Genomic DNA, 21,413 nt, shown 5'->3' with positions numbered 1-21,413 from the left:
TTGATTAAAAACAATTGGAGTTTTCATGACTTACAGGAAGTACCTTTGGGCTTTGACAGGTTCTGCGCTTCTTTCTTTAACAGCGTGCAGCTCGGTCTCCTCTCTCTATTCAAATGAAAGTGAAGGTAGTGAAAAGCGTACCGAAGGCAAACCACTTACGTTAGCAGACAGTCATTGGCAGGTTGAAAGTATAGACCGAGCAGGAATTATCGATTTCAGCCATGTTACGCTTAACGTAAATTCAAACGGAGACACTAGCAGAGTAAGCGGCAGTACAGGTTGTAATCAGTTTACCGGAGCGCTAGATGTTGATGAAGCCGATACGGTATTTAGTAATAAAAGCTCAGCTGAATCCTTTTCCACTGATAAGCTCATTCTCACTAAAAAGGCATGTGCGCCTGCACTGATGAAACAAGAGCAACGCTTCATCGAAATGTTGGCCGCATCGGCAAGTTATTCGATAGTGGAAAATACTTGGTTGGTGCTTTACGACAGTAGTGATAATGAAACGATTAGAGCGATTGCTGCACAGATTTCTCAATCGACGACAAACAAATCGGCAAGTGCGACAAAAAGTAATGTAGATACGAAATTGTCTGACCTGGCGTCATCGCAAAAACAAGATGTAGTTGGCTCAAATGAACAAGAGTCGACCAAAACGTACAAATGTGAAACGCCTAATGCCAATCTCGCTACTTTACGTGTAAATACGCTGGGGCCTGACACATTGGCTTTATCATTAAACAACACCCATCACATTGTGCAGTTATCACGTTCAGCATCGGGGGCAAAATACACCAACAACAAGAACGTAGTGTTTTGGAATAAAGGTGATGTTGCTACCCTATCGATCAACTCAGGTTATTACCATTGTAGTTTAAGCACCTAAAGCGAAATCGACGCTTACTTGTCTGTTTTAGGCTTAGTCTCTACCTTAATATTTACCTCACATGATGAAAGGGCCTAAGCTGCCCTTTTAACTTCTCTTTTCAACAGTATCAAATTGCGAAGAGCAATTGCTTTTAGCCCCGCAAGGTTAACCCTTACCTCCAACTCAATTAGTTTCAGTTAAACATTTTCGCACCTTTAATTGGTCAATCAAAAACGAATTAAGCATGGGGATAGCTAATTCTTTATATTTTTAATGATTACACTTTTACTGTTTAAAATCATTCACTTACCAGCAAGCTTCGCAGGTTACTCCTAGCCATTCCGCTTCTGTAACAATGCTCACAAGTTGAAACAATAGTTAGAACACTATACAATTTATTTTTATTGAACGACCAATTAAAATAAAAACATCAGTAAAAAGACGTGCGACATTACGTCCTAAAACCTTCAATAATGCGCCATTGGCGCAGTAGGTAATGATGTTTTTTACAGGGTGACTTTTACAAAGCGAAAGTGTTCTATTCGAGCAAGTTAGCACTTCAATAAAGAAAATAGTTTCAACACTATTCATCATTTTGAAACTATTTCTACGTATTAGGTATTTGTAATAGAAGTTAATTCGCAGTATCCGCAAATTGGCGAAAGTTTTAGTCCTTTTAAAAGTAGGAGTTTATGCATGTCATTACCGACTTATCAGAATTTCATTCACGGCAAGCCGATGGCAAACAAAAGCAAAGAAACCTTTGCTGTAACCAACCCCGCAACCGGTGAGGTAATTTACCACGTAGAAGTGGCTGATGAGTTTATTCAACAAGAAGCAATTAAAAGCGCTAAAGAAGGTTTTTCAGTGTGGTCAGCAATGATGCCAATTGAAAGAACCCGCATTCTTAATAAAGCGGTTGCATTGCTTCGTGAGCGTAATGACGAACTCGCTAAACTTGAAGTACTCGATACCGGTAAGCCTATTCAAGAAGCCGACTGTGTTGATATTGAAACTGGCGCTGATGTCATTGAGTACTATGCCGGCCTAGCTCCTACTCAACTAGGTACCCAGCAACCTGTGGGTGGCGATTTCTTCTACACGCGCAAAGAAGCGCTAGGTATCTGTGCCGGTATTGGCGCATGGAACTACCCTATTCAAATCGCTTGCTGGAAATCAGGCCCCGCCCTTGCCGCAGGTAATGCGTTTATATTTAAGCCGTCAGAAGAAACCCCGATGGGTGCGCTTAAACTGGCTGAAATTTTCACCGAAGCTGGCGTACCTGACGGCGTATTTAATGTGGTTCAAGGCGCAGCACAAGTAGGCCAGTGGCTTACAAACAGCCCTGACATAGAGAAAGTATCGTTTACTGGTGAAGTAGGCACAGGTAAAAAAGTGATGCAAAGCGCCGCTGCGTCGAACTTAAAAGACGTGACAATGGAGCTTGGCGGTAAGTCACCGCTTGTGGTATTCGAAGATGCCGACATTAGCCAAGCTATCAGCGCCGCTATGCTTGGTAATTTCTACACCCAAGGTGAAATCTGCACTAACTGCACCCGTGTTTACGTTCAACGTTCTGTTTATCAAGCCTTTATTGATGAGCTTAAAGCCCGTACCGAAAACAACATTGTTATGGGCGATCCACTTGACCCCAACGTAAACCTAGGCGCACTTATTTCTAAAAAGCACCAAGAGCTAGTACTTGGCTATATTGCCAAAGGAAAAGAAGAAGGCGCAACGCTGTTAACCGGCGGGAACGCTGCCTCTCCGGCATCTGCGCCAAATGGCTATTTTGTTGAGCCAACAATTTTCACTGACTGCACTGACGATATGACTATCGTTAAAGAAGAGATCTTCGGACCAGTGATGAGCGTGTTAGTCTTCGATGATGAAGACGAAGTGATCGCACGCGCGAATGACACTGAGCTAGGTTTAGCTGCCGGTGTATTTAGTAAGGATATCCAGCGCGCGCACCGCGTTATCCACCAGCTTCAAGCCGGTATTTGCTGGATAAATGCATATGGTAACTCTCCGGCTGAAATGCCTGTAGGGGGCTACAAACAGTCTGGCATTGGACGTGAAAACGGCGTTGAAACGCTTAATAGCTACACACAGACCAAATCGGTTTATGTAGGTATGAGCCAAATTGAGAGCCCGTTTTAAGCCGCAGTAGGAGTACATATGCAGACATTTGATTACATTATTGTTGGAGCTGGTTCTGCCGGCTGCGTGCTAGCGAACCGCTTATCAGAAAACCCAAAGCACAAGGTGTTGCTACTGGAAACCGGTGGCTCAGATAAAAGCATTTTCATCAAGATGCCAACGGCGCTGTCTATTCCTATGAATACCGACAAGTATGCGTGGCAATTCAACACTGAAAAAGAGCCCTATTTAAACAACCGTGAAATGCACTGCCCACGCGGTAAAGTGTTGGGCGGCTCGTCATCCATTAACGGAATGGTATACGTACGCGGCCACGCTAAAGACTTTGATGAATGGGAAGCTCACGGCGCAGAGGGCTGGAATTATCAGGCGTGCCTACCCTATTTCCAAAAAGCTGAAACCTGGTACAAAGGTAACGACGCTTACCGAGGTGGCAATGGTGAACTCGGCGTTAACAACGGTAACGAAATGAAGAACCCGCTTTATACGGCCTTCATTAAAGCCGGCGAACAGGCGGGCTACGACATCACTAGCGATTACAATGGAAAGCAGCAAGAAGGCTTTGGCCCTATGCATATGACCGTTAAAGATGGTGTACGCAGTTCAGCAAGCCGTGAATATCTTGACCCGGTAAAATCGCGTAAGAATTTAACTATAGTGACTGGCGCGCTGGTTACTAAAGTCGTGCTGGAAGATAAAGTCGCAAAAGGCGTTGAATATGTAGTTAACGGTAAAACCGAGACTGCCGCCACATCTAACGAAGTGATTTTAAGCGCCGGCTCTATTGGCTCGCCACACATCCTGCAGCTTTCTGGAATTGGCGACAAAGATATTCTTGAAAAAGCAGGTGTCGATGTTAAGCACCACCTGCCGGGTGTGGGTCAAAACCTGCAAGATCATTTGGAATTTTATTTCCAGTACAAGTGCAAACAGCCAATAACGTTAAACCGCAAACTGGGCTTAATTTCAAAAGGGTTGATCGGCGCTCGCTGGTTGCTTAACCGTTCTGGGTTAGGCGCTACGAATCACTTTGAATCTTGCGCGTTCATTCGCTCGAAAGCAGATGTGGAGTGGCCTGACATTCAGTATCACTTCTTACCTGCCGCTATTCGATACGACGGAAAGTCAGCGTTTGATGGCGATGGCTTTCAAGTGCACGTAGGTCACAACAAACCTAAAAGTAGAGGTAGCGTAACCCTTCAGTCGGCTAACCCGACGGTTCCGCCTAAAATTTTGTTTAACTATTTGCAGCATCCAGATGATATCGAAGGGTTTAGAGCATGCGTAAGACTTACACGAGAAATCATCGCACAGTCAGCATTCGACGACTTCAGAGACGGCGAAATTCAGCCTGGCGAGCACATTCAGACGGATGAAGAAATAGACGCTTTTGTGCGTGAAGCCGTTGAGAGCGCTTACCATCCATCATGCTCTTGCAAAATGGGTGAAGATGAGATGGCAGTGGTAGATTCTCAAACCAATGTTCATGGCATTGAAGGATTGCGAGTGGTGGATTCTTCTATCTTCCCCACAATTCCAAACGGAAACCTAAATGCGCCTACCATCATGGTGGCGGAAAAGGCGGCAGACATCATTCTGGGTAAACCCGCTTTGCCACCACAAAATGTGCCCGTGGATATTCACCCGCATTGGCAAACAGAGTAACGCTAAATTTTTAAACTATCTCGCACCAGTGTGCTTGTTGTTAAAACAAGCGCACCTTCCACAGTGCCTACATGCCGCCTTTAATATAAGGCTTTAATGTGTAGTTGGGTGGACTGTTTAATAACGAAAAAAAGGAAAAAACATGTTTCATTTTTATCAATATTGGGAGGGTGATAATGACAGTATGGCTTAGTGCAGGCATTATTTTCACTCTACTTTCTGTAGCCTATATTTTGTTTAAATGGGGCAACATGAAAGTGGTCGGCGTAACGCCAGTTAGAACCTTTACCTTTATTGCTATTCTCTTTACCTCAGGTTTGGACGTGGGCCTTATTATGTTCCCGCTCACTGAATTTGCTGGTTATGCTGACATAAGCGCAAGTCCTGAATATGCCTTCACCAATCCGCTCGCCATTGAGTTTGGGTTCTGGGGATTCTTAATTTGGGGATTCTACTTTCTTACTTGTTTTTATTTCTGCGTAATCGAACCGAAAGTAAAGTTCTTCGAGCTTCCCGTTGTTAAGTTCGTAAACAACGTTGTAATCATCGGAACCTGTGCTTTCACGGCGTTTCTACTGCTGTCTAACCTTCCATGGTATTTACCGTCGATAGGCGACGGAGAATCTGTCGTGCCTGCGTTCTACCTGATTGTGTTTGCAGCCATTGCTTTTGCCGTATATTCGAGCACTAGCATTAAATACGTGCGTATTTTAAGCCTTACAACCACATGGGTATTCATCGCACTCATTGTTGGCATGTGGGCGGCAGCATTTGTATTTGGCGAAAGTGAGATAACGGCTTATTTTACCAACCTAGGTCTTATTGGTGGGTACTTTGCGAACATCGATAACTTCGTATTACCCATTAATGAGTATCACGAGTTCTATCTATTCTGGTGGTTCAGCTGGAGTATCATGATTGGTCAGTTTACGTCTCGTTTCGTGGGCGGTCTTAAAACTTATCAAGTCATGTTGGCTATGATGGTCATTCCATCTATTCCCATTGCGGCTTGGTTTTCAGTACTGTACCACTATCACAGTGCAGGTATTCCTACTGAGGGGATAACCAATTTAGCCATGGTGTGTGTGGGTGTCGTCTTTGTGATCAACTCACTTGATTCACTGATTAGACTTTACACAGATAATCTAAACATGACCGTTGAACGCATCGGTAAAGGCAATTACATTGCTCTCAATATCGTGGCGCTTTCGCTACTCACGCTGCTGTTCAAACTAGACTTCTTGCAAATTCAGTGGGTGGGTGCGTTAGTTATCGCTATCTTCTTTAGCTGCTTTGCTTTCATTCTAAGTCAGAAGTTTAAATCGGTGACGGCCATCAAAACATCGCCGAAAGAAAACAAAATCGACTTTACCAAGATAGAAAATCTCAACTAATTAAATCAATCACTTCTTACCTCATTAACATTGGCTCACTTTTAGCCAATGGGGGTAAGTGTTGCCCGAAACCGGCGTAAAAGCGCATTAACTAGGAAGCGGGCCAAATAAAACAACGATAAAAACAGGTATTTAACAATGAAAAAATTGAATTCTTTTTTTACATCCGCGCATATTTTCACAGTGGCTATTGTCGCAGCGTTATATTCTTCAGCTTCATTCGCTGATTGGAGCGCCAATATCTCTGCGGTTTCAGATTATACCTTCAACGGCGTTAGCCAAACGCAAAACGACCCTGCACTACAAGGCGGTGTTGATAAAGCATTTGATAACGGCACTTATGCAGGCACGTGGGCATCAAATGTAGATTTTGGTGGCGATACAAACCTTGAATGGGATTTTTACGTGGGTCGTTACCAAATGCTAACCGAAACGGTGAGTTTGGACTACGGCATCGCTTATTACTCTTATCACGGTGGCGATGATTCAAGTGATGGCAATTACCCAGAGGTGTATACCAAGTTTGGTTATGCCAGTGACTACGGTAGCTCAGAACTAAACTTCTGGTACACGTGGGATTACTTTGGAACAGGCGCAAAACACGCTATCGCAATGATTGCTCATACCTTTGAACTCGCACCCAACCATCATTTACGTGCAAGCTTTGACGTATCTAACTCACTAGACAGTGACAAGTGGCTGTGGAATGGTGATGACACCTCTTTCTACCACTACCGTTTGGCTTACCAAACGAGTTATGAAGGGTTCGATTTCGAAATTGCTGCTGAAAACACAAATCTTGATTTTGATACCGCCGATGAGCGCATTGTGTTTGGTGTGTCAAAAACCTTCAGCTTCTAAACGTTGAATTGGAAGGTGGTTCTTCAGAACAAGAACCACTTTCCTTAGCAAATGCTATGCGTGCTCGCACTACGCTGCTTCAACTGTACTCGGTCAATTTAACTTAGCGATACGACGGTTAAAAAGTCCACGCAACAAAACGACTCAATTTACTTCCCTGTCCCATATCAATCACTTTACACTGCGCAGCACCGTAATAATCAATACTGGTTTTAATTGGTTTCAAATGGGCACTCTTCGACACCAAGCAGGTGAACCATTCTACATTGTCTTTTACAGAGACACTCTCTTTAACCATGCGCTGAATAAAGGCAAGTTCACCGCCTTCGCACCACAGTTCATTCGCTTGGCCCGCAAAATTCAAGTTTGCGTCCTTACCTTGGTAAGCGGCATTTTTACCTTGTAGCTTGGATGTACGATGCCCAAAACCTTGCTCACGATTATCGGTGAACTTCGCACCACTTCGTTTCTGTTTATTACGGGTTAAATTAGATGTCTTCCTTCGCGTGCCTGACAGTGCCTCTTGCGCAGACTTATGAAACGGAGGATTGCACATAGTAAACGTAAATCGTTCATTTGCTTCAATCACGCCGTTGAAAATACTTGCTCTATTCGCTTGTTTACGCACTTGGAATTTATGGGCTAACACACTATTTTTACTAGCAATAGCTTTAGCACTTTTTACTGCGACGTCGTCAACATCACTCCCTACGAACGACCAGTCATAGGATGTAACGCCGATAATAGGATAGATAGCATTTGCGCCCACGCCTATATCAAGCCCACGAACGTTTTGATCTTTCCCCAGTTGACTCTGCTCACCATGCGCACTGCTGCTCGTTGATTTTAATAAATCAGCAATACCGTGGATATAATCTGCTCTTCCAGGTACTGGGGGGCATAAGTAGCCATCAGGAATATCCCAATATTCAAGGCGGTAGTAGTGATGAAGTAAGGCCGCATTAAGCACCTTCACCGCTTTTGGGCTGGTGAAATCTATACTGGTATTGCCGCTTTTAGCACGAACGAGAAAAGACTTGAGCGCTGGGTATGTCTGGCACAGCGTATCCATAGGATAGCCGTTCTTGTGAAGATTTTTTGGGTGCATGAAGCGCTACTTTTTGTGTGAAACTAAGAACTGGGATTGCACGTTTTCATCGAGCAACTGGGCACCGCTACCTTGGGCTGCCACTTTATCGTCGGTATTGTAAAGCCTACAGCGGTCTAATGACAAACACCCACAGCCAATACAGCCTTCTAACGACGTCTTCAAACTGGTCAGCGCTGCAATTTTTGCTTCGATATGCTGATTAAACACCGTGCTTAATTTTGCCCAATCAGCTTGTGTTGGCGTTCTGTTGTCTGGAAGTGTAGACAACAGACTCTTTATCTCAGCAAGGGAATACCCCATATTTTGCGCAATCAAAATAAAGGAAACTCTGCGAATGACTGAGCGAGGAAATGCTCTATTTCCGCCATTTGTGCGCACAGAAGGAATTAGTCCTTCGTTGGCATAATAGCGAATTAATGAAACAGCATTACCAGTACGTTTAGCAATAAAGCCAATGCTTACCATAGGTTCTGGTGCCATAACGCCCCTTTTCCAATTTCGAAATAGCGGTAAAAAAACGCTTGATCTAAAGTTAGCTTTAGATATTAAGCTGTTTTTCGTTGATTATCTACACAAGGAAAAACACATGACAACTGCATACTTAGAGCACGCGAATATCACCGTTGAAAACCCAGATGAGCTAGCCAGCTTACTTTGTACGCTATTTGGTTGGAAAGTACGGTGGAGCGGCGGCGCCAAAAATGACGGCTACACGGTGCACGTAGGAAACGATAAAGACTACCTAGCCCTTTACAGACCTAAAGCTATCAATGATATTGAAAGCGATTATAAAACCCTCGCCAATATCAACCATATCGGTATTGTTGTGCCTAATTTAGACGAAACAGAGCAGCGGGTTCTGGCACTAAATTTCAATACTTTTAGCCATGGCGATTATGAACCAGGTAGACGCTTTTATTTCATGGCTCAGCAAAACATAGAGATTGAAGTCGTTTCATATAATTAGGGCTATCAGGTGATACGCCTAGCTGAACTTTCAAATTTAGTGTTAGATTAACGTTACCCCACTCGTGCGCGTTTTACTTTGTATTTGTGTTTGCTAGGTTTGTTTACTAAAAATGAACGCGCACTGTGGTCATTTTAATAATAGACAGGAAACATGGATGAGAAAGTTACTAGCGATAAGTTTAGGTTTAGTAATGTTGTCCCTATCGGCAAACGCATGGGCGAATAACATTCTTAGTATGAAACAGCGAAGCGAGCTGATTGATAAGATCACCGTTGAACGCTTCAACTCTGTGCTGCCCCAAATTATGGAGCGTGAAGGCATCGACATGTGGGTGCTTATGTCCCGGGAATACAACGAAGATCCCGTTTTAAAAACCATGTTACCTTCTACTTGGATTTCCGCACGACGTCATACCATGTTAGTCATTTATAACCCCGGCAATGGTCAACCGCTAGAACGTTTGGCCGTTGCAAGATATGCGGTAGGGTCACTATTTAAAAAAGCGTGGGATAAGGAAGCACAACCCGACCAGTGGGAGGCATTGAAACACATTATCGAAGCCCGGAATCCCGCTAAAATTGCCATTAATACGTCTGATTCATTTGCGCTCGCTGATGGCATGACCTCTACCGAACACGATAAATTCATGGCCGTACTTCCTGAAGCGCTGAAAAGCCGCGTTGTAAGTGGCGAAAGACTCTCAATCGGTTGGCTGGAAACGCGCAGTGACCTTGAAATGCAATATTATCCGGTACTTACTCAAATTGGTCATTCACTAATAGCAACGGCATTTTCAAATGAAGTTATAACCCCTAACGTGACAACTACAGACGATGTGGTATGGTGGCTGCGTGATCAAACGCGCGCTTTAGGGCTGACCAACTGGTTTCATCCTACTGTCTCAATTCAACGTAAAGACAGTGAAGTCTTCGACCAAATTACCGCGTTTAGCAAGCGTCCTGGTGAAAACATCATTCGGCCGGGCGATCTCATTCATGTCGATTTCGGCATTACTTACCTTCGACTTAATACTGATCAACAGCAGCATGCTTACGTGTTAAAGCCTGGTGAAAAAGACGCGCCAGCTTCACTTAAGGAAGCACTTAAATCTGGAAACCAGTTGCAGGACATTCTGACCGGTAATTTTAAAGTAGGCAGAACAGGTAACACTATTTTGAGTATGTCGCGACAGCAGGCTATCGAACAAGGCATTACACCCGCTATTTACACCCACCCGCTTGGTTTTCATGGGCACGCGGCAGGTCCAACGATAGGAATGTGGGATGCACAGGAAGGAGTACCAGTTCAAGGTGACTATCCAGTGTTTGCACAAACGGCTTATTCGATAGAACTCAATGCAGCAAGCTTTATTAAAGAGTGGAACAAAGAAATTAGAATTATGCTGGAAGAAGATGCATTTTTTGACGGTCAGTCAGTAACCTATTTAGATGGCAGGCAAACTGAGTTTCATTTGATTCATTCAGATGAAAACCAATAACTATAGGTGGAGCGTTACGCCTATTTTAAGGCCTATACAAAATGAAAAAACTGAACGGTGCGGCTAAAGGTTGGCCGATGCGAGAAGACTTACGTAGAATTAAATCAAGCGAAGCGTAAAGTGTCAGGCCTTTCGCCCTTTCAAGCGAAAGGCCATGAAACTGTACTAAATATTAGCAGTAGGTTGCTATCCTAAAACGCAGTCTTATTCAGCAGCAGTGCGAACAACTACGTTCTCTGCACTGTATTCGCGAACAAAATCAGACATTGTTTTGTGGTTACAAATAATGTTCTCACCTTCCAAACCAAACTTCGCTAGTGCCGCTTCTTTACCTACTGAAAGCGCTTCTAGACAAGCCTGTGACGCAACATCTTGGTTTTTAGCAACAAGTGCTACAGTTTTCGCGTTTTCAGTCGCCTTGTTGTTTTTGTACATGTAAGCAAAAGTGCGAAGTGATTCGCCGTTGCAACGTACAGATGCACTGAACTCTTCTGCGTTAAAACCTTTTGAACGGATAAGACGCAATGCAGGACCAAAACCATCTTCAGCAGCAGTTAAACATGCTTGTGTTTCGATGTTGTCGTTAATTGGCTTTAGTACCACATCTTTTGCGAAAGATTGAGTGGCAGCAACAGATAGTGTTAGAGCGATTGCGAAAGTAGACAGTTTCATTTTTGAATTCCTATTTTGTAACTAAATTAGATATCACCTGAGTGATGAATACATTATGAACAATACTTTCAAAAAATAAAGCATTTTTCGTAATTTAATTACAGAAATAGCAAAATAAACAGACAGATCACGACAAAACTGAAAGTTATTTACAAAAACAAACATATTTTATATAAAATTTTACATATAAGTCTTTTTAGTTACAGAATGACTTCAGAAGGAATATAAAAAAGCGCGCATGGAATTGCTTTCAGCGCGCCTAGCTTTGTGAACGATATGAACTAAAATCGGACAGTAGAGTAATCTTAAAAGTTTAAAACTATAAAATCAGATCGTGCATCCAATTTAGTGAAGGCAACTGCTGCTCTGGTTGGTAAAAGAGTCGATTTAGTCTACCTAATAAATTAACCGAACGGCTAGGATCGTGCGCTTTAACCCTATGCTCACTTTCGGTTAGCATGAACTCCCAAGGCTGAAGATTGAGTTCGTCTACTTCTTCCTGCCTAACGCCCAGTGATTGCAATGTTGACAAAATTCGCTCCGTTTTACTTTCGGCAATAGGAATGATTTCGTTGCCGTATAAATCATCGAGCGGCGCATTGATAGCTTCTAACGTGTGATTTATTGCTGCCCACACTTCATCGTGGTCAAACGCCCAGCCTCGCGGAGCATAGTACCCCTCTATTTCCCACTCAAACTCTGCGTTGCTTACAGCAATAGAGCTTTCTGCTTCAGGAGAATAAGCTAGATCGGGTTTAGCGCCAATGTTGTAGGCGTCTACACTCATGGCGACGCAAATGATCAAATCACCACAATGTTGCTTGTTTGTGTAAAGCGCTTCAAATGCTGCCCGCTTAACCCCCATCCAACCGTGTACTCTTGAGGGTTGTTCAACAAAGTGTCTTACATCATCGGGTAAGTCTTCGCCATAGGCATTGATGAGCAAAGGAAGCGGATTTTGATCTGGCGCTTCATCTGGCATCCACACTTCGTATTCTTGTCGGTTGTCAGCTTTTCCGCGACTTTTAATTCCGAACGACAAATTCACAGGGCGGCAAATACTTCTATCTTCATCCACTTTGTGAAAATACTCAGAACGCATACGTTTAATAAATGGCGCGTCTAGCCCAGCCAACGCTGCCGTTGGGTAGCGATAGCCTATTTCACTATGCTCAACCATATGTAACGTGGGAATAGCCTGTGTCAGCTTATTCTTCAAACCCGACAACGCATGAACTTTAGGCAGTACAATGCTTCTCTCTGGCTCTATGGTAAGCCGACTTCCATCTTCGGTTACGAACTTTGGCGTTTTATGAAATTCATACCCCGTAAACCCTAAAGTATCTACAGCGGCGTTTCGATACTGAGAAAGCTCATTAAAAAGCGCTGTATGATTGCGAATATGCTTAAATAACGGTCTTGATGCGGTCATCTTCTCTCCATTTACGCTACTTCCATTAGAGCTAATTACACTTAGCGTTCTATGCGGCCAAATAATTACTTACCGTCTCATCTTTCTGACTGTTCTCACACAATACATCTATATGTGAAATTTACGCTCAACTGTGTGTAACGTATCTGTAACCCTCTTTTTGAGCTGTTTACCTTTAATCTCGCTTAGTTTTGATTTAAAAAGCGGTGCCAAATTTGTGCGCCAGCATCATCGTACCGTTTTACTAGATTACGATAGCGTTCACGCATTGCTACATCTGCAAGTGGCGATGGCAATAAGGGGTCAAACACCAAGTGGTATAACGCCCTGTCTCCTATCACATAAGATTCTTTGGTTGCTTCTTCAAGGGGTAAAGACGTTAATCGAGCAAGAGATTCCTCTATTTCGATGCATCCGTCTTTATAAAGTGCCTCTAGGTTTAGATGGCTCCATAATCCCATCGCCCTGCTGTGTGATTTAGTGTCAAAGTCGCTGGCACTAAACACGAGCGCCTTTCTCGATAGACCAAGTGTGTAAAGTTTGTCTCTTACTTCGCCTGTTCCGCCTGAGAAATTGTTCGGTCTGAGGTAAACGTCGTTTGTCAGCTTTCTCATCCCCAAAAGCTTCAGCGCTCGTTCATTATTTCTGAGCTGCTTTTTATCACTTTTAGGAAGCGTGCTGGTTTGAGCGACAACCCAATCGTTTTGCCAGGGTATAAGCCCATCCTCATCCTCTCGCCACTGATGAATTTCCTTTGCAAAACGAATGCCTTTGTCGCCCAGCTTGTAAAAACCGCGTTCAACCAAGGTAATAAGCTGTGCAGACTGTAAACGCGTGAGCGTTACCCGAATGTTATTTTCAGAAATACCAAACAGCGCCCCTACGCGAACAGCTGCGCTGGCATTCATTTGAATATTGTCACGGGAGCCCAATAGCTTTAGCAGTAGCTTTCTTGCGTTGGGCTTTTTCTGTTTTTCTAATTGCAAACTCTATTTACTTCTTTGTCTCAAATAGGACGTTATTTTAATTAAAATATAAGTTGGCTTAAGGCCAAACATATACGCATTCATCATTATATAAACACGCGCTGCGCACAAACATTACATGAAATACCAATTTACAACTATTAATGTAATGTTTTAAGGTAGTACTTGGAGATAGTGCTTTGACGTAGCCCTTTAAAGTAAAAGCCCAGTTCAAAGGTACACCTTGTATATTCACCAAGTGGAAATGCCATGACTTCATCAAATCGATTTGTTACGCACGTTGTAGAAAACCAACCCACCATTTCCACACCCTATAATTTGTGGCGTGATGACACCTTACTGCGCGTGTTAGTCGATCAGCATTTGCCATCATCCCACCAGCATGACGAAGGGTTATTAGGCCAGTATGGTCAAATCGCGGGGGATGCACTTATGGCTCACGGAGAGCTTGCTAATAAGAATAAGCCAACTCTCCACACATTCGATCGCTATGGCCGCCGCATTGACGATGTTGAGTTTCATCCCAGCTATCACGCGCTTATGGAAAGTGCGATGCAGCACAATGTACACAACTATTCGTGGAAGCATGAAGGCATTGAAGGCGCACACACCTTCAGGGCAGCGCTAATGTATATGCATTATCAGGCTGAGTCTGGCACGTCTTGCCCGCTGACTATGACCCACGCAGCTATTCCGGCCATGCGGTATGGAAAACAGCTGCCACCCGTATACCTAGAGAAAACCATTAATGGTGTTTATGATCCTCGTTCCCTGCCAGCTAGTCAGAAACATGGACTGACTATTGGTATGGGGATGACTGAGAAACAAGGTGGGTCGGATGTTAGGCGTAATACCACTACAGCGGTTAAACAGGCTGATGGAAGTTACCATATCGTAGGGCATAAATTCTTTTTCTCAGCCCCCATGTGCGACGCTCATCTTATACTTGCGCAAGCCGAAGGCGGACTAAGCTGTTTTTTACTACCAAGGTTGTTGGAAAATGGTGCACTCAATAACGTGAGAATTCAGCGTTTGAAAGACAAGCTGGGTGACTGGAGCAATGCATCGTCTGAAGTTGAATTTCAGGAAGCCACGGCATATTTGATTGGCGAAGAAGGTCGTGGTGTGCCGGTGATCATAGATATGGTGTCGCTTACGCGGTTAGACTGTATGATTGGCTCATCAGCACTTATGCGACAATCACTGATTCACGCTTTACACCACGTAAGTCATCGCGACGCATTCGGCAAGACCTTAGTCAATCAGCCTTTAATGCAAAATGTGTTGGCAGACCTCACCATTGAATGTGCGGCTGCTACTGCACTCACTATGCGCGCTGCCAAAGCGGTTGATAGTGCATCGAGCGATAATCATGAAGCTGCACTGGCAAGGCTGGCCACCGCCATTGGAAAATACTGGGTTTGTAAACGCACGCCTATGTTTGTTAACGAAGCTCAAGAGTGTTTAGGCGGTATTGGTTACGTTGAAGAAAACCCCATGCCACGATACTATCGCCAAGCGCCTCTGAACTCTATTTGGGAAGGAAGCGGAAACGTACAGTGTTTAGATGTACTGCGCGCACTCGCCAAAGAGCCCAACGTTAAAGAGGCTTTGTTTAGTGAGCTTAAAACACAAGCAGGCAAAAACAAGCACTATGATATTCATCTTAGTAAGCTATTCGACGAGCTATCAAACACGCAGAATATGGAAACGCGCAGCCGATATTTAACAGAACAAATGGCGCTAGCGCTACAAGCATGTTCACTTCTTGCTACGTCACTCGATAACGACAACGCCCTAATCGACATTGCCCACACCTTCTGTGAATCAAGGCTTGGCAATGCATGTGGTTTTGCCTTGGGGACTCTGCCAGACACCACGCCGTTTGAGAAAATTATTGCGTTTGGGCAGGTATCGTCTAGGGCCTGTCAGTCCTGCAAGCCTAGCGGGCTAAGTTAAAGGACTGTGACAAAGAGTAAAAGGCTTCCATAACGACCCCTTCGGGCAGCGCCTTTGTGCCATCTATACCGCGTTGAATGTTCTCGATTTAGAACCACTAAACCGTCAAACATTCGCCTTGTCTAGATGGCACACAGACCGCTGCAAAAATGTACAGCAAAGGTCAACAGGCCCTACCTAGACAATGCACAGAAGCTATAGTTAAGCTCCTGTGCGCAAGAGGAATTAACTCACAACTTAAAAAGGGTTAACCGAATACCCTTTTTGTGCCAGGCGCGCGTGGGCTGTCATGGCTGACAAATCCATTTTCACTCCGTCTATCAACGCACTTTTTTCAACGCCATGGGCAGCGGCAGACTGCCCACACACTATTACGTCTACGCCTTTCTCCATCAACGCTACAAGTAGCGTTTCGTTTCCATTAGGTAAGCCCTTACGCTCTTTGAAGTTTGCAGTTTTAAGCACTTCTTCTGTGGCAGAGCCGTGAACGACAAGCGCAAGCGAAAGATTTTCCTGCTTAACGCCGTTGGCTACGTGCATATTGATAAACCGTGCCAGCGACTCAAACTTGCGGTTTACCTCACCAGGGCTTGCCGCTTTGGCTACGTCAAACACAACCTTGAACGTCTGATTTTCAGGAAAACTTACGCCCTCAACATGAGCATGCTTGCCGAAAGTGTCAAACACAGGGCCATAATCAAAATCTGATTTAGCTGAGGCTTGCCCGGCTACTAAGAGTGCTGCTGCAAACCCCAGTGACGCGCTGCCGATCCCTTTTGTGATGCTCATCGCTAATTCCTCGAACTTTAACGCGCAGGTAGCGCTGTCTTATACACTTCAAATGTCATGTCGCTAACATCACTACCCGCATCTTGTATTTTGCTATTGGTATAGTAAAGCGCATTGTTGTAGATACTAAAGGTATCAGCCCAATTCACCACATCACCTTTCACAAGGGTGCGAAGGTCTAGACTTGGCGTAAGGTACTGTACTTCTTGCTTTTCCAGGTCAGCTAAATAAACATTACCTTGATGAAAAATCATGCCATCTGGTGCGCCTGTCGTCGCTACTTTTCGCACTTTTTCTGCCAACACGTCGTTTGACGATTTCTCGATGTCAGATGTGTTGATGGCATACAGCGAATAACCAGACAATGCGTGAAAATATAGTGTGTCGTTTAACGTATCTAGCGCGATCCCGTCAGACTGAACAGGCATAGTAAAGGGTTTGCCCTGAATACTTAACGCATCGACTTCAGCTTTAGTGGTTTTATGGTTATCTAAAATACGATAGCTAGTATTGTCATCAAGGTTATATACCACTAAACCCGCGTGAGCCGAGTCGGTCATATAAATGCGATTCGTTTTTTCGTCTACTCGCAAGTCATTAATATACGAATCAGGATGGTAAGCGTCTTCGCTAAGTATCAAGGTTCCTTCTATCTCGTTTGAGGCTAAATCAACAACAAATAAGCGAGGTGCATCCACTACACCTTTAAACTTAGGATTTCGGGTGTCCAATACATACAGCTTATCCTTGTGCGCGACCACTGACTGCACCGCTAAAAAGCAGTCTTTTCTTACTTCACTTTGTGCCACACATTCATTTGTTTGGCTATTAGGGTAAGCGACAAATTCTCCAGTGTCGGTAACCTGAGCTACGGAAAAGCGAACGCCGTCACGCCAGTTAGGCGCATTCACAAATACCCGTCCATCATTACTTACCGTAACACCAGTAATTTGCGTGCCCTTTATGTCGCCCACTAATTCAACATTCGCGTCTGATGAACGTTGCGCGATTGCATTTACAGAAAAAAGTGCGGCGACACTGGTGGCAAGTAACCCTTGTTTTATACGCTTTGTATTCATGTCCTTTTACCTTTAATTAGTGGCTTCGCTTGTCTGCACACACCACAAAGCGATGCGCATTAACAAAACTGAATGGAATAAAGCATACGGTCTTATTGTGAATGTGGAACACCTTTTAGCGGCTTATCTATGCAGGCTGACGAAAATCAAGTGATGAAACTAGCTTTACCACTTATGAGATCCAAAACACGCTATGCTCTCGTTTAAGTTAAGAGCTAACAAACTTTACTGAAAATTATGCACAGCAGTATGATGAAAAAACGTGAAACTGGTTTAATGCAAAAGGCAAAGTATTTGAAAACAGTGCTACTTTTAACAGCATGTATGGTCGTGGTTGCCGCATGCAGTAGTAGTAAGCCTCAAGTAAATATGGATGAAACACAAAACTTTGCCGATATTAAAACGTTCTATATTCAGCCTCCTTTAAACCCAATCAACGCGACGCTGGCCAATCATCTTTCCTCAGCCATTACCCAGCGGCTCATTGAGAAAGGCCTCACCCCATCTTCGGAGGAGGACGCCGATATCGCGGTGGGATACCTACCTTCCACCACCACTAAAGAGGATGGCACCACCTTGAATCTAGGGCTGGGCACCGGAAGTTACGGCCGCTCTGGCGGCATTTCATTGGGCAGCATTTTTAGCATTCCGGTTGGAGAGCAAACCACGCTTCAACAAGGGCTTCAAATTGACATGGTTAAAGACGATACATTTGTTTACAGCGCGTCTGGAGTGGTAGAGCTGGAGTCGAAAGACAGTATCAGCATTCAAAATAAACTTGATGAACTCGTCATCAAGCTCCTTGAGCAATATCCGTCGAACAGATAGCTCACACCTGGGTCAGCAATAAGAACCGACTTCTTCGCTAGGGGCTCGCAAGAGCCCCTACTCCATAAAAACTCTTCTTGACGATGAACTTGGCGCTGATTTTGCGTATGAACGCCTATATTAGGTCCCCCACTTTTATGCCACACGCTATGAAGTGAGCTACACAGAGTCAGAAATGGATACCACATACAGCCACTTGTCGTCTTCACCTTCACTATTCAATTACTTGGGCGACACAGCAAATGCTCAAAGCGCACTTCAAGATGTTGTAGAAAAATCCAAGCAGGCCAATGCTCTCGGTGATGCGTTCAGTGCGTTTAATGGTGAACTACAGGGCAATCAAATTGACACATATCTTGAAAAAATAGAAAGCGGCGAGGCCTCACTCAACGGCAACACAATTGCAAACTACCTCGATTTTAATCGGCAAAAGCTTGCCTCGGAATTAAGTGATTTAGCGGCAAAACTTGGTATTTCAGACGATACCAAGCTAACGGTGAGTAAAGGCGAGCTGGTGATTGATAGCAGTCAGGGCGAGCAAGAGCTTAATAAAACCACGTTGCGCCTACAACAGTACCTAGAAAAGGACTCCAACCTTACGTCACTTATTCAACAAACATCTCGTCTGTCTCAGTTCAACGAGTGGGGAGATGCCACGTCATTTGCATCAACACTACAAGAGAAAGGCACTGACGAAGCGACTATCCAGTCATTTTTAAAAGAAGCCCGCACGTCAGTGACGTCTGACAATACGCTGATATTCAATAAAAATGGATTTGGCTTTTCTTCCGATGGTAAAACTGATGCGCTAATTGATGCATTTGAGAAGCAGTAGGAGCAATCTTACAAAGTGAATAAGTCTCTATTCATTACCTTCCTCTCACACGAGAGCAGATAAGTACCGAATATCACAAATTAAGAATCACTTTTTCTGTGCGAAATTAGAGGAAGTCGACGCGAAATAACGCTATGCTTGGCTGCATGATGAAGTGCAGATTGACATAATGGCAGCGCAACAGCCGCTTTCCGTTCAGCAAAACCTTACCATTAGGTTATTGCGCGTATTGCGATACAACAAAGCACGTATTGAGCGTGCACTCACGCTCATGCCTGAAAAGCACAGGCCGCTTTTTCATGTGCTACCCTTTCTTGTGCATGTTAACCACGAAGCCCTTCCTGGATATGTGGCCCCACTCACTTCGGGTGAAACCGTTCCATTTGGTATCAACAATTACTCGTTTAGACCTGATGTAGAACAAGCTTTGCAGCGCTGTTTTCCTGCACAGAGTCACTTGTTTTCAGACATTAAGCAAATTTGGCCAAGACAGCGGGCGGTTGATGCACTGGTTTTAATGGGCAGCGTGGGGACTATCGCTCAGACTGACGACTCAGACTTTGATTTTTGGGTGTGTATTGACGGTAAACGTTTTTCGACTACTGAGCTGGCTTTACTTCAACAAAAGCTTACAGCCATTGAAAAATGGGCGGATAACACCTTTGGTATTGAGGTGCATTTCTTTTTATCTGAGATAGATAAAGTTAAGCAAAACGATTTTGGCGTCGCTGAAGGTGAAAGCGCGGGCTCTGCGCAAGCCCTGTTTCTAAAAGCTGAGTTTTACAACACCAATATAGTGGTAGCAGGCAAAGCGCCGTTTTGGTGGCTTACTCCAGAGAAAACATCAGAGAAGCAGTATCAGGCTATTTATAATAGTTTGGAAAAAGGCGGCTCACCAGACGTAGACTGGTTCATGGACTTGGGTCACTTAGAGCGACTAGACGCAAGCGAACTTTTTGGCGCCGCCATTTGGCAATTAGGCAAAGCCATGGACTCGCCATTCAAGTCCGTATTAAAAATGGCAAAGCTTGAAGTATACCTTGCCAATATCTCTCACGGACAACCACTGTGCAACCTTTTGAAAAAGCATGTACACCGCGGTGCTGAAGCTCCAGGGCATGTTGCAGATATCGACCCCTACGCACTCATGTTTGACGAACTCATCGCTCATTACAAAGCCAATGGTCAGGCGGAAGATATTGCTGTATTGCAGCAGTGTTTATATTTGAAATGTGGGTGTACATTGAGCCACCCGCTTGTAGAAGGTGAACAAGCGAATTTCAAACGCAAAATTATGGCCTCGTATGCAAAACAGTGGGGGTGGAGCCGCAAACTACTTGCCCACTTGGATAACCAACAAGATTGGACATTCAATGAACGTGTACAGCTGAGCCGTCGAATTCACCGCTTTTTATTAAAGTGTTATCGCCGCATCTCCAAAGAGATTAGTCACCATCAACAGGTGATGGATCAAAAAGACATGACCGTTCTGGGTCGCCGATTAAGTACCTATTACGCTAAAAAGCCGGATAAAATTGAGTTTTTGCGACGCGCTTTTGACGAAAGCCTTTACTGTGAAAAGATTACCATTGCTATGCGTCAGCTCAAAAATGGTGATGAAGTATGGTCAGCTTATGCTGGTGATTTACTGAGTAAATCGGGCATTATCGACGATTCGCAAAAAGTTACTCAAGCGGCTAGCGCCATTGCACTGATGGTCTGGCTTGTGTCGAGCAAAATAATAGATACAAACAGTAAGGTTTATCTCGATTACAATTACGGTGAAGTGAGCGAACTAGACTTGAACGATTTGCTTAAGCATTTGTGCAAGTATTTTCCTCCAGTCAAAGTATCGTCACTACCGCGTAATGACTTGCTGGCGCCAGAACGCGTGACGGCATGTTTTGCCATTGTGAACTTCCCCACCCTACGCCAAAAAGCCACGGTAGAGAATGTATCCATCCTTTATACGACGTCTTGGGGTGAAACCTTTTTGAGACACGGCAGCGACGTGCTGGATACGCTGTGGTACGACTTACAAGAAGTAACCCCAAAGCCGCCGTGCTATGTAATGGTGCCACGTGGAAATCAACAAGCACGAATACTCGGCGAGTTCTTAGAAGCTAACGAGCTTAATTTCACCGTTTTATACTGATACACCCAACGTAACGCTTTCAAAGAAGCGCCAAGCGTAGTACTCCATCTCACACTATCTCTCCGTTTAAAAAACATGCAGAAAAAGCTTGCGCTTTAGAATTACAAGTGTAATCTAAAAACATGGACTACAAATGTAATCAAAA

18 protein-coding genes are annotated in these 21,413 nt (G+C 44.2%); 11 read left to right on the top strand and 7 right to left on the bottom strand.

Going from position 1 to position 21,413, the window contains the following annotated elements; genetic code table 11:
- Window positions 1-25 precede the first annotated feature (25 nt).
- The 5 genes from MHN02_RS14925 (at window position 26) to MHN02_RS14905 (ending at window position 6,954) form a co-directional block, all read left to right on the top strand.
- Complete coding sequence (locus MHN02_RS14925; protein WP_014950280.1) at window positions 26-889, top strand: META domain-containing protein; 864 nt, start codon at window positions 26-28, stop codon at window positions 887-889.
- A gap of 678 nt (window positions 890-1,567) precedes the next feature.
- Window positions 1,568-3,034: a betaine-aldehyde dehydrogenase gene (gene betB, locus MHN02_RS14920; protein ID WP_014950281.1), complete on the top strand. Its 1,467-nt coding sequence runs from the start codon at window positions 1,568-1,570 to the stop codon at window positions 3,032-3,034.
- Window positions 3,035-3,052: 18 nt separating this feature from the next.
- A complete protein-coding gene (betA, locus tag MHN02_RS14915) occupies window positions 3,053-4,699 on the top strand; it encodes a choline dehydrogenase (protein ID WP_239247075.1) in 1,647 nt (548 codons plus the stop codon).
- A 176-nt stretch (window positions 4,700-4,875) separates the two neighbouring features.
- Window positions 4,876-6,093 carry a choline transporter gene (locus tag MHN02_RS14910; protein WP_014950283.1) on the top strand — a complete coding sequence of 406 codons (1,218 nt, stop codon included), beginning with the start codon at window positions 4,876-4,878 and terminating at the stop codon, window positions 6,091-6,093.
- A 138-nt stretch (window positions 6,094-6,231) separates the two neighbouring features.
- Entirely contained in the window at window positions 6,232-6,954 is a 723-nt protein-coding gene (locus tag MHN02_RS14905) for a TorF family putative porin (RefSeq protein WP_239247073.1), read from the top strand.
- A gap of 118 nt (window positions 6,955-7,072) precedes the next feature.
- Here MHN02_RS14905 and rlmF read toward each other — a convergent pair whose 3' ends face one another.
- Together rlmF and soxR are read right to left on the bottom strand one after the other, a co-directional pair.
- Window positions 7,073-8,062: a 23S rRNA (adenine(1618)-N(6))-methyltransferase RlmF gene (gene rlmF, locus MHN02_RS14900; protein WP_239247071.1), complete on the bottom strand. Its 990-nt coding sequence runs from the start codon at window positions 8,060-8,062 to the stop codon at window positions 7,073-7,075.
- 6 nt (window positions 8,063-8,068) lie between these two features.
- Complete coding sequence (soxR, locus tag MHN02_RS14895) at window positions 8,069-8,545, bottom strand: redox-sensitive transcriptional activator SoxR (RefSeq protein ID WP_014977126.1); 477 nt, start codon at window positions 8,543-8,545, stop codon at window positions 8,069-8,071.
- Window positions 8,546-8,651: 106 nt separating this feature from the next.
- On the opposite strand from soxR, the gene MHN02_RS14890 reads away from it, so the two are divergent.
- Together MHN02_RS14890 and MHN02_RS14885 are read left to right on the top strand one after the other, a co-directional pair.
- The gene (locus tag MHN02_RS14890; RefSeq protein WP_069944783.1) at window positions 8,652-9,032 is read left to right on the top strand and encodes a VOC family protein; all 381 of its coding nucleotides are present in this window, start codon (window positions 8,652-8,654) and stop codon (window positions 9,030-9,032) included.
- Between the two features lie 157 nt (window positions 9,033-9,189).
- Window positions 9,190-10,533 carry a M24 family metallopeptidase gene (locus tag MHN02_RS14885; protein ID WP_039228505.1) on the top strand — a complete coding sequence of 448 codons (1,344 nt, stop codon included), beginning with the start codon at window positions 9,190-9,192 and terminating at the stop codon, window positions 10,531-10,533.
- A gap of 204 nt (window positions 10,534-10,737) precedes the next feature.
- Here the strand turns inward: MHN02_RS14885 and MHN02_RS14880 are convergent, their stop codons facing one another.
- The 3 genes from MHN02_RS14880 to MHN02_RS14870 form a co-directional block, all read right to left on the bottom strand.
- Complete coding sequence (locus tag MHN02_RS14880) at window positions 10,738-11,205, bottom strand: hypothetical protein (RefSeq protein WP_014950289.1); 468 nt, start codon at window positions 11,203-11,205, stop codon at window positions 10,738-10,740.
- 319 nt (window positions 11,206-11,524) lie between these two features.
- On the bottom strand, window positions 11,525-12,637 hold the full coding sequence (locus MHN02_RS14875) for a hypothetical protein (RefSeq protein ID WP_014950290.1): 1,113 nt from the start codon (window positions 12,635-12,637) through the stop codon (window positions 11,525-11,527).
- 185 nt (window positions 12,638-12,822) lie between these two features.
- On the bottom strand, window positions 12,823-13,623 hold the full coding sequence (locus tag MHN02_RS14870) for a PaaX family transcriptional regulator (RefSeq protein ID WP_239247069.1): 801 nt from the start codon (window positions 13,621-13,623) through the stop codon (window positions 12,823-12,825).
- A 249-nt stretch (window positions 13,624-13,872) separates the two neighbouring features.
- Here MHN02_RS14870 and MHN02_RS14865 point away from each other — a divergent pair, with 249 nt between their 5' ends.
- Complete coding sequence (locus tag MHN02_RS14865) at window positions 13,873-15,582, top strand: acyl-CoA dehydrogenase family protein (RefSeq protein ID WP_239247067.1); 1,710 nt, start codon at window positions 13,873-13,875, stop codon at window positions 15,580-15,582.
- Window positions 15,583-15,819: 237 nt separating this feature from the next.
- Here MHN02_RS14865 and MHN02_RS14860 read toward each other — a convergent pair whose 3' ends face one another.
- Together MHN02_RS14860 and MHN02_RS14855 are read right to left on the bottom strand one after the other, a co-directional pair.
- Window positions 15,820-16,371, bottom strand: coding sequence for a DsrE family protein (locus MHN02_RS14860; protein WP_239247065.1), 552 nt, complete (start codon window positions 16,369-16,371; stop codon window positions 15,820-15,822).
- A gap of 17 nt (window positions 16,372-16,388) precedes the next feature.
- The gene (locus MHN02_RS14855; RefSeq protein ID WP_014979926.1) at window positions 16,389-17,450 is read right to left on the bottom strand and encodes an L-dopachrome tautomerase-related protein; all 1,062 of its coding nucleotides are present in this window, start codon (window positions 17,448-17,450) and stop codon (window positions 16,389-16,391) included.
- Window positions 17,451-17,702: 252 nt separating this feature from the next.
- Here MHN02_RS14855 and MHN02_RS14850 point away from each other — a divergent pair, with 252 nt between their 5' ends.
- The 3 genes from MHN02_RS14850 to MHN02_RS14840 all read left to right on the top strand — a co-directional run bounded on the left by MHN02_RS14850 (window position 17,703) and on the right by MHN02_RS14840 (window position 21,268).
- A complete protein-coding gene (locus MHN02_RS14850) occupies window positions 17,703-18,278 on the top strand; it encodes a DUF4136 domain-containing protein (RefSeq protein WP_014979927.1) in 576 nt (191 codons plus the stop codon).
- A gap of 175 nt (window positions 18,279-18,453) precedes the next feature.
- A complete protein-coding gene (locus MHN02_RS14845; protein WP_014979928.1) occupies window positions 18,454-19,113 on the top strand; it encodes a hypothetical protein in 660 nt (219 codons plus the stop codon).
- Between the two features lie 169 nt (window positions 19,114-19,282).
- Entirely contained in the window at window positions 19,283-21,268 is a 1,986-nt protein-coding gene (locus tag MHN02_RS14840; RefSeq protein ID WP_239247064.1) for a class I adenylate cyclase, read from the top strand.
- The last annotated feature ends 145 nt before the right edge of the window (window positions 21,269-21,413 follow it).

The organism is Alteromonas sp. CNT1-28, from assembly GCF_022348345.1.
GTDB classification, from domain to species: domain Bacteria; phylum Pseudomonadota; class Gammaproteobacteria; order Enterobacterales; family Alteromonadaceae; genus Alteromonas; species Alteromonas macleodii.
The sequence above is the reverse complement of the archived record's forward strand: the minus strand, read 5'-3'. Positions and strand labels throughout refer to the sequence as shown.

Bases quoted from the DNA above. Each gene is read 5' to 3' on its own strand.
- MHN02_RS14925 (WP_014950280.1), top strand. From the start codon at position 26: ATGACTTACAGGAAGTACCTTTGGGCTTTGACAGGTTCTGCGCTTCTT.
- betB (WP_014950281.1), top strand. From the start codon at position 1,568: ATGTCATTACCGACTTATCAGAATTTCATTCACGGCAAGCCGATGGCA.
- betA (WP_239247075.1), top strand. From the start codon at position 3,053: ATGCAGACATTTGATTACATTATTGTTGGAGCTGGTTCTGCCGGCTGC.
- MHN02_RS14910 (WP_014950283.1), top strand. From the start codon at position 4,876: ATGACAGTATGGCTTAGTGCAGGCATTATTTTCACTCTACTTTCTGTA.
- MHN02_RS14905 (WP_239247073.1), top strand. From the start codon at position 6,232: ATGAAAAAATTGAATTCTTTTTTTACATCCGCGCATATTTTCACAGTG.
- rlmF (WP_239247071.1), bottom strand. From the start codon at position 8,062: ATGCACCCAAAAAATCTTCACAAGAACGGCTATCCTATGGATACGCTG.
- soxR (WP_014977126.1), bottom strand. From the start codon at position 8,545: ATGGCACCAGAACCTATGGTAAGCATTGGCTTTATTGCTAAACGTACT.
- MHN02_RS14890 (WP_069944783.1), top strand. From the start codon at position 8,652: ATGACAACTGCATACTTAGAGCACGCGAATATCACCGTTGAAAACCCA.
- MHN02_RS14885 (WP_039228505.1), top strand. From the start codon at position 9,190: ATGAGAAAGTTACTAGCGATAAGTTTAGGTTTAGTAATGTTGTCCCTA.
- MHN02_RS14880 (WP_014950289.1), bottom strand. From the start codon at position 11,205: ATGAAACTGTCTACTTTCGCAATCGCTCTAACACTATCTGTTGCTGCC.
- MHN02_RS14875 (WP_014950290.1), bottom strand. From the start codon at position 12,637: ATGACCGCATCAAGACCGTTATTTAAGCATATTCGCAATCATACAGCG.
- MHN02_RS14865 (WP_239247067.1), top strand. From the start codon at position 13,873: ATGACTTCATCAAATCGATTTGTTACGCACGTTGTAGAAAACCAACCC.
- MHN02_RS14860 (WP_239247065.1), bottom strand. From the start codon at position 16,371: ATGAGCATCACAAAAGGGATCGGCAGCGCGTCACTGGGGTTTGCAGCA.
- MHN02_RS14855 (WP_014979926.1), bottom strand. From the start codon at position 17,450: ATGAATACAAAGCGTATAAAACAAGGGTTACTTGCCACCAGTGTCGCC.
- MHN02_RS14850 (WP_014979927.1), top strand. From the start codon at position 17,703: ATGAAAAAACGTGAAACTGGTTTAATGCAAAAGGCAAAGTATTTGAAA.
- MHN02_RS14845 (WP_014979928.1), top strand. From the start codon at position 18,454: ATGGATACCACATACAGCCACTTGTCGTCTTCACCTTCACTATTCAAT.
- MHN02_RS14840 (WP_239247064.1), top strand. From the start codon at position 19,283: ATGGCAGCGCAACAGCCGCTTTCCGTTCAGCAAAACCTTACCATTAGG.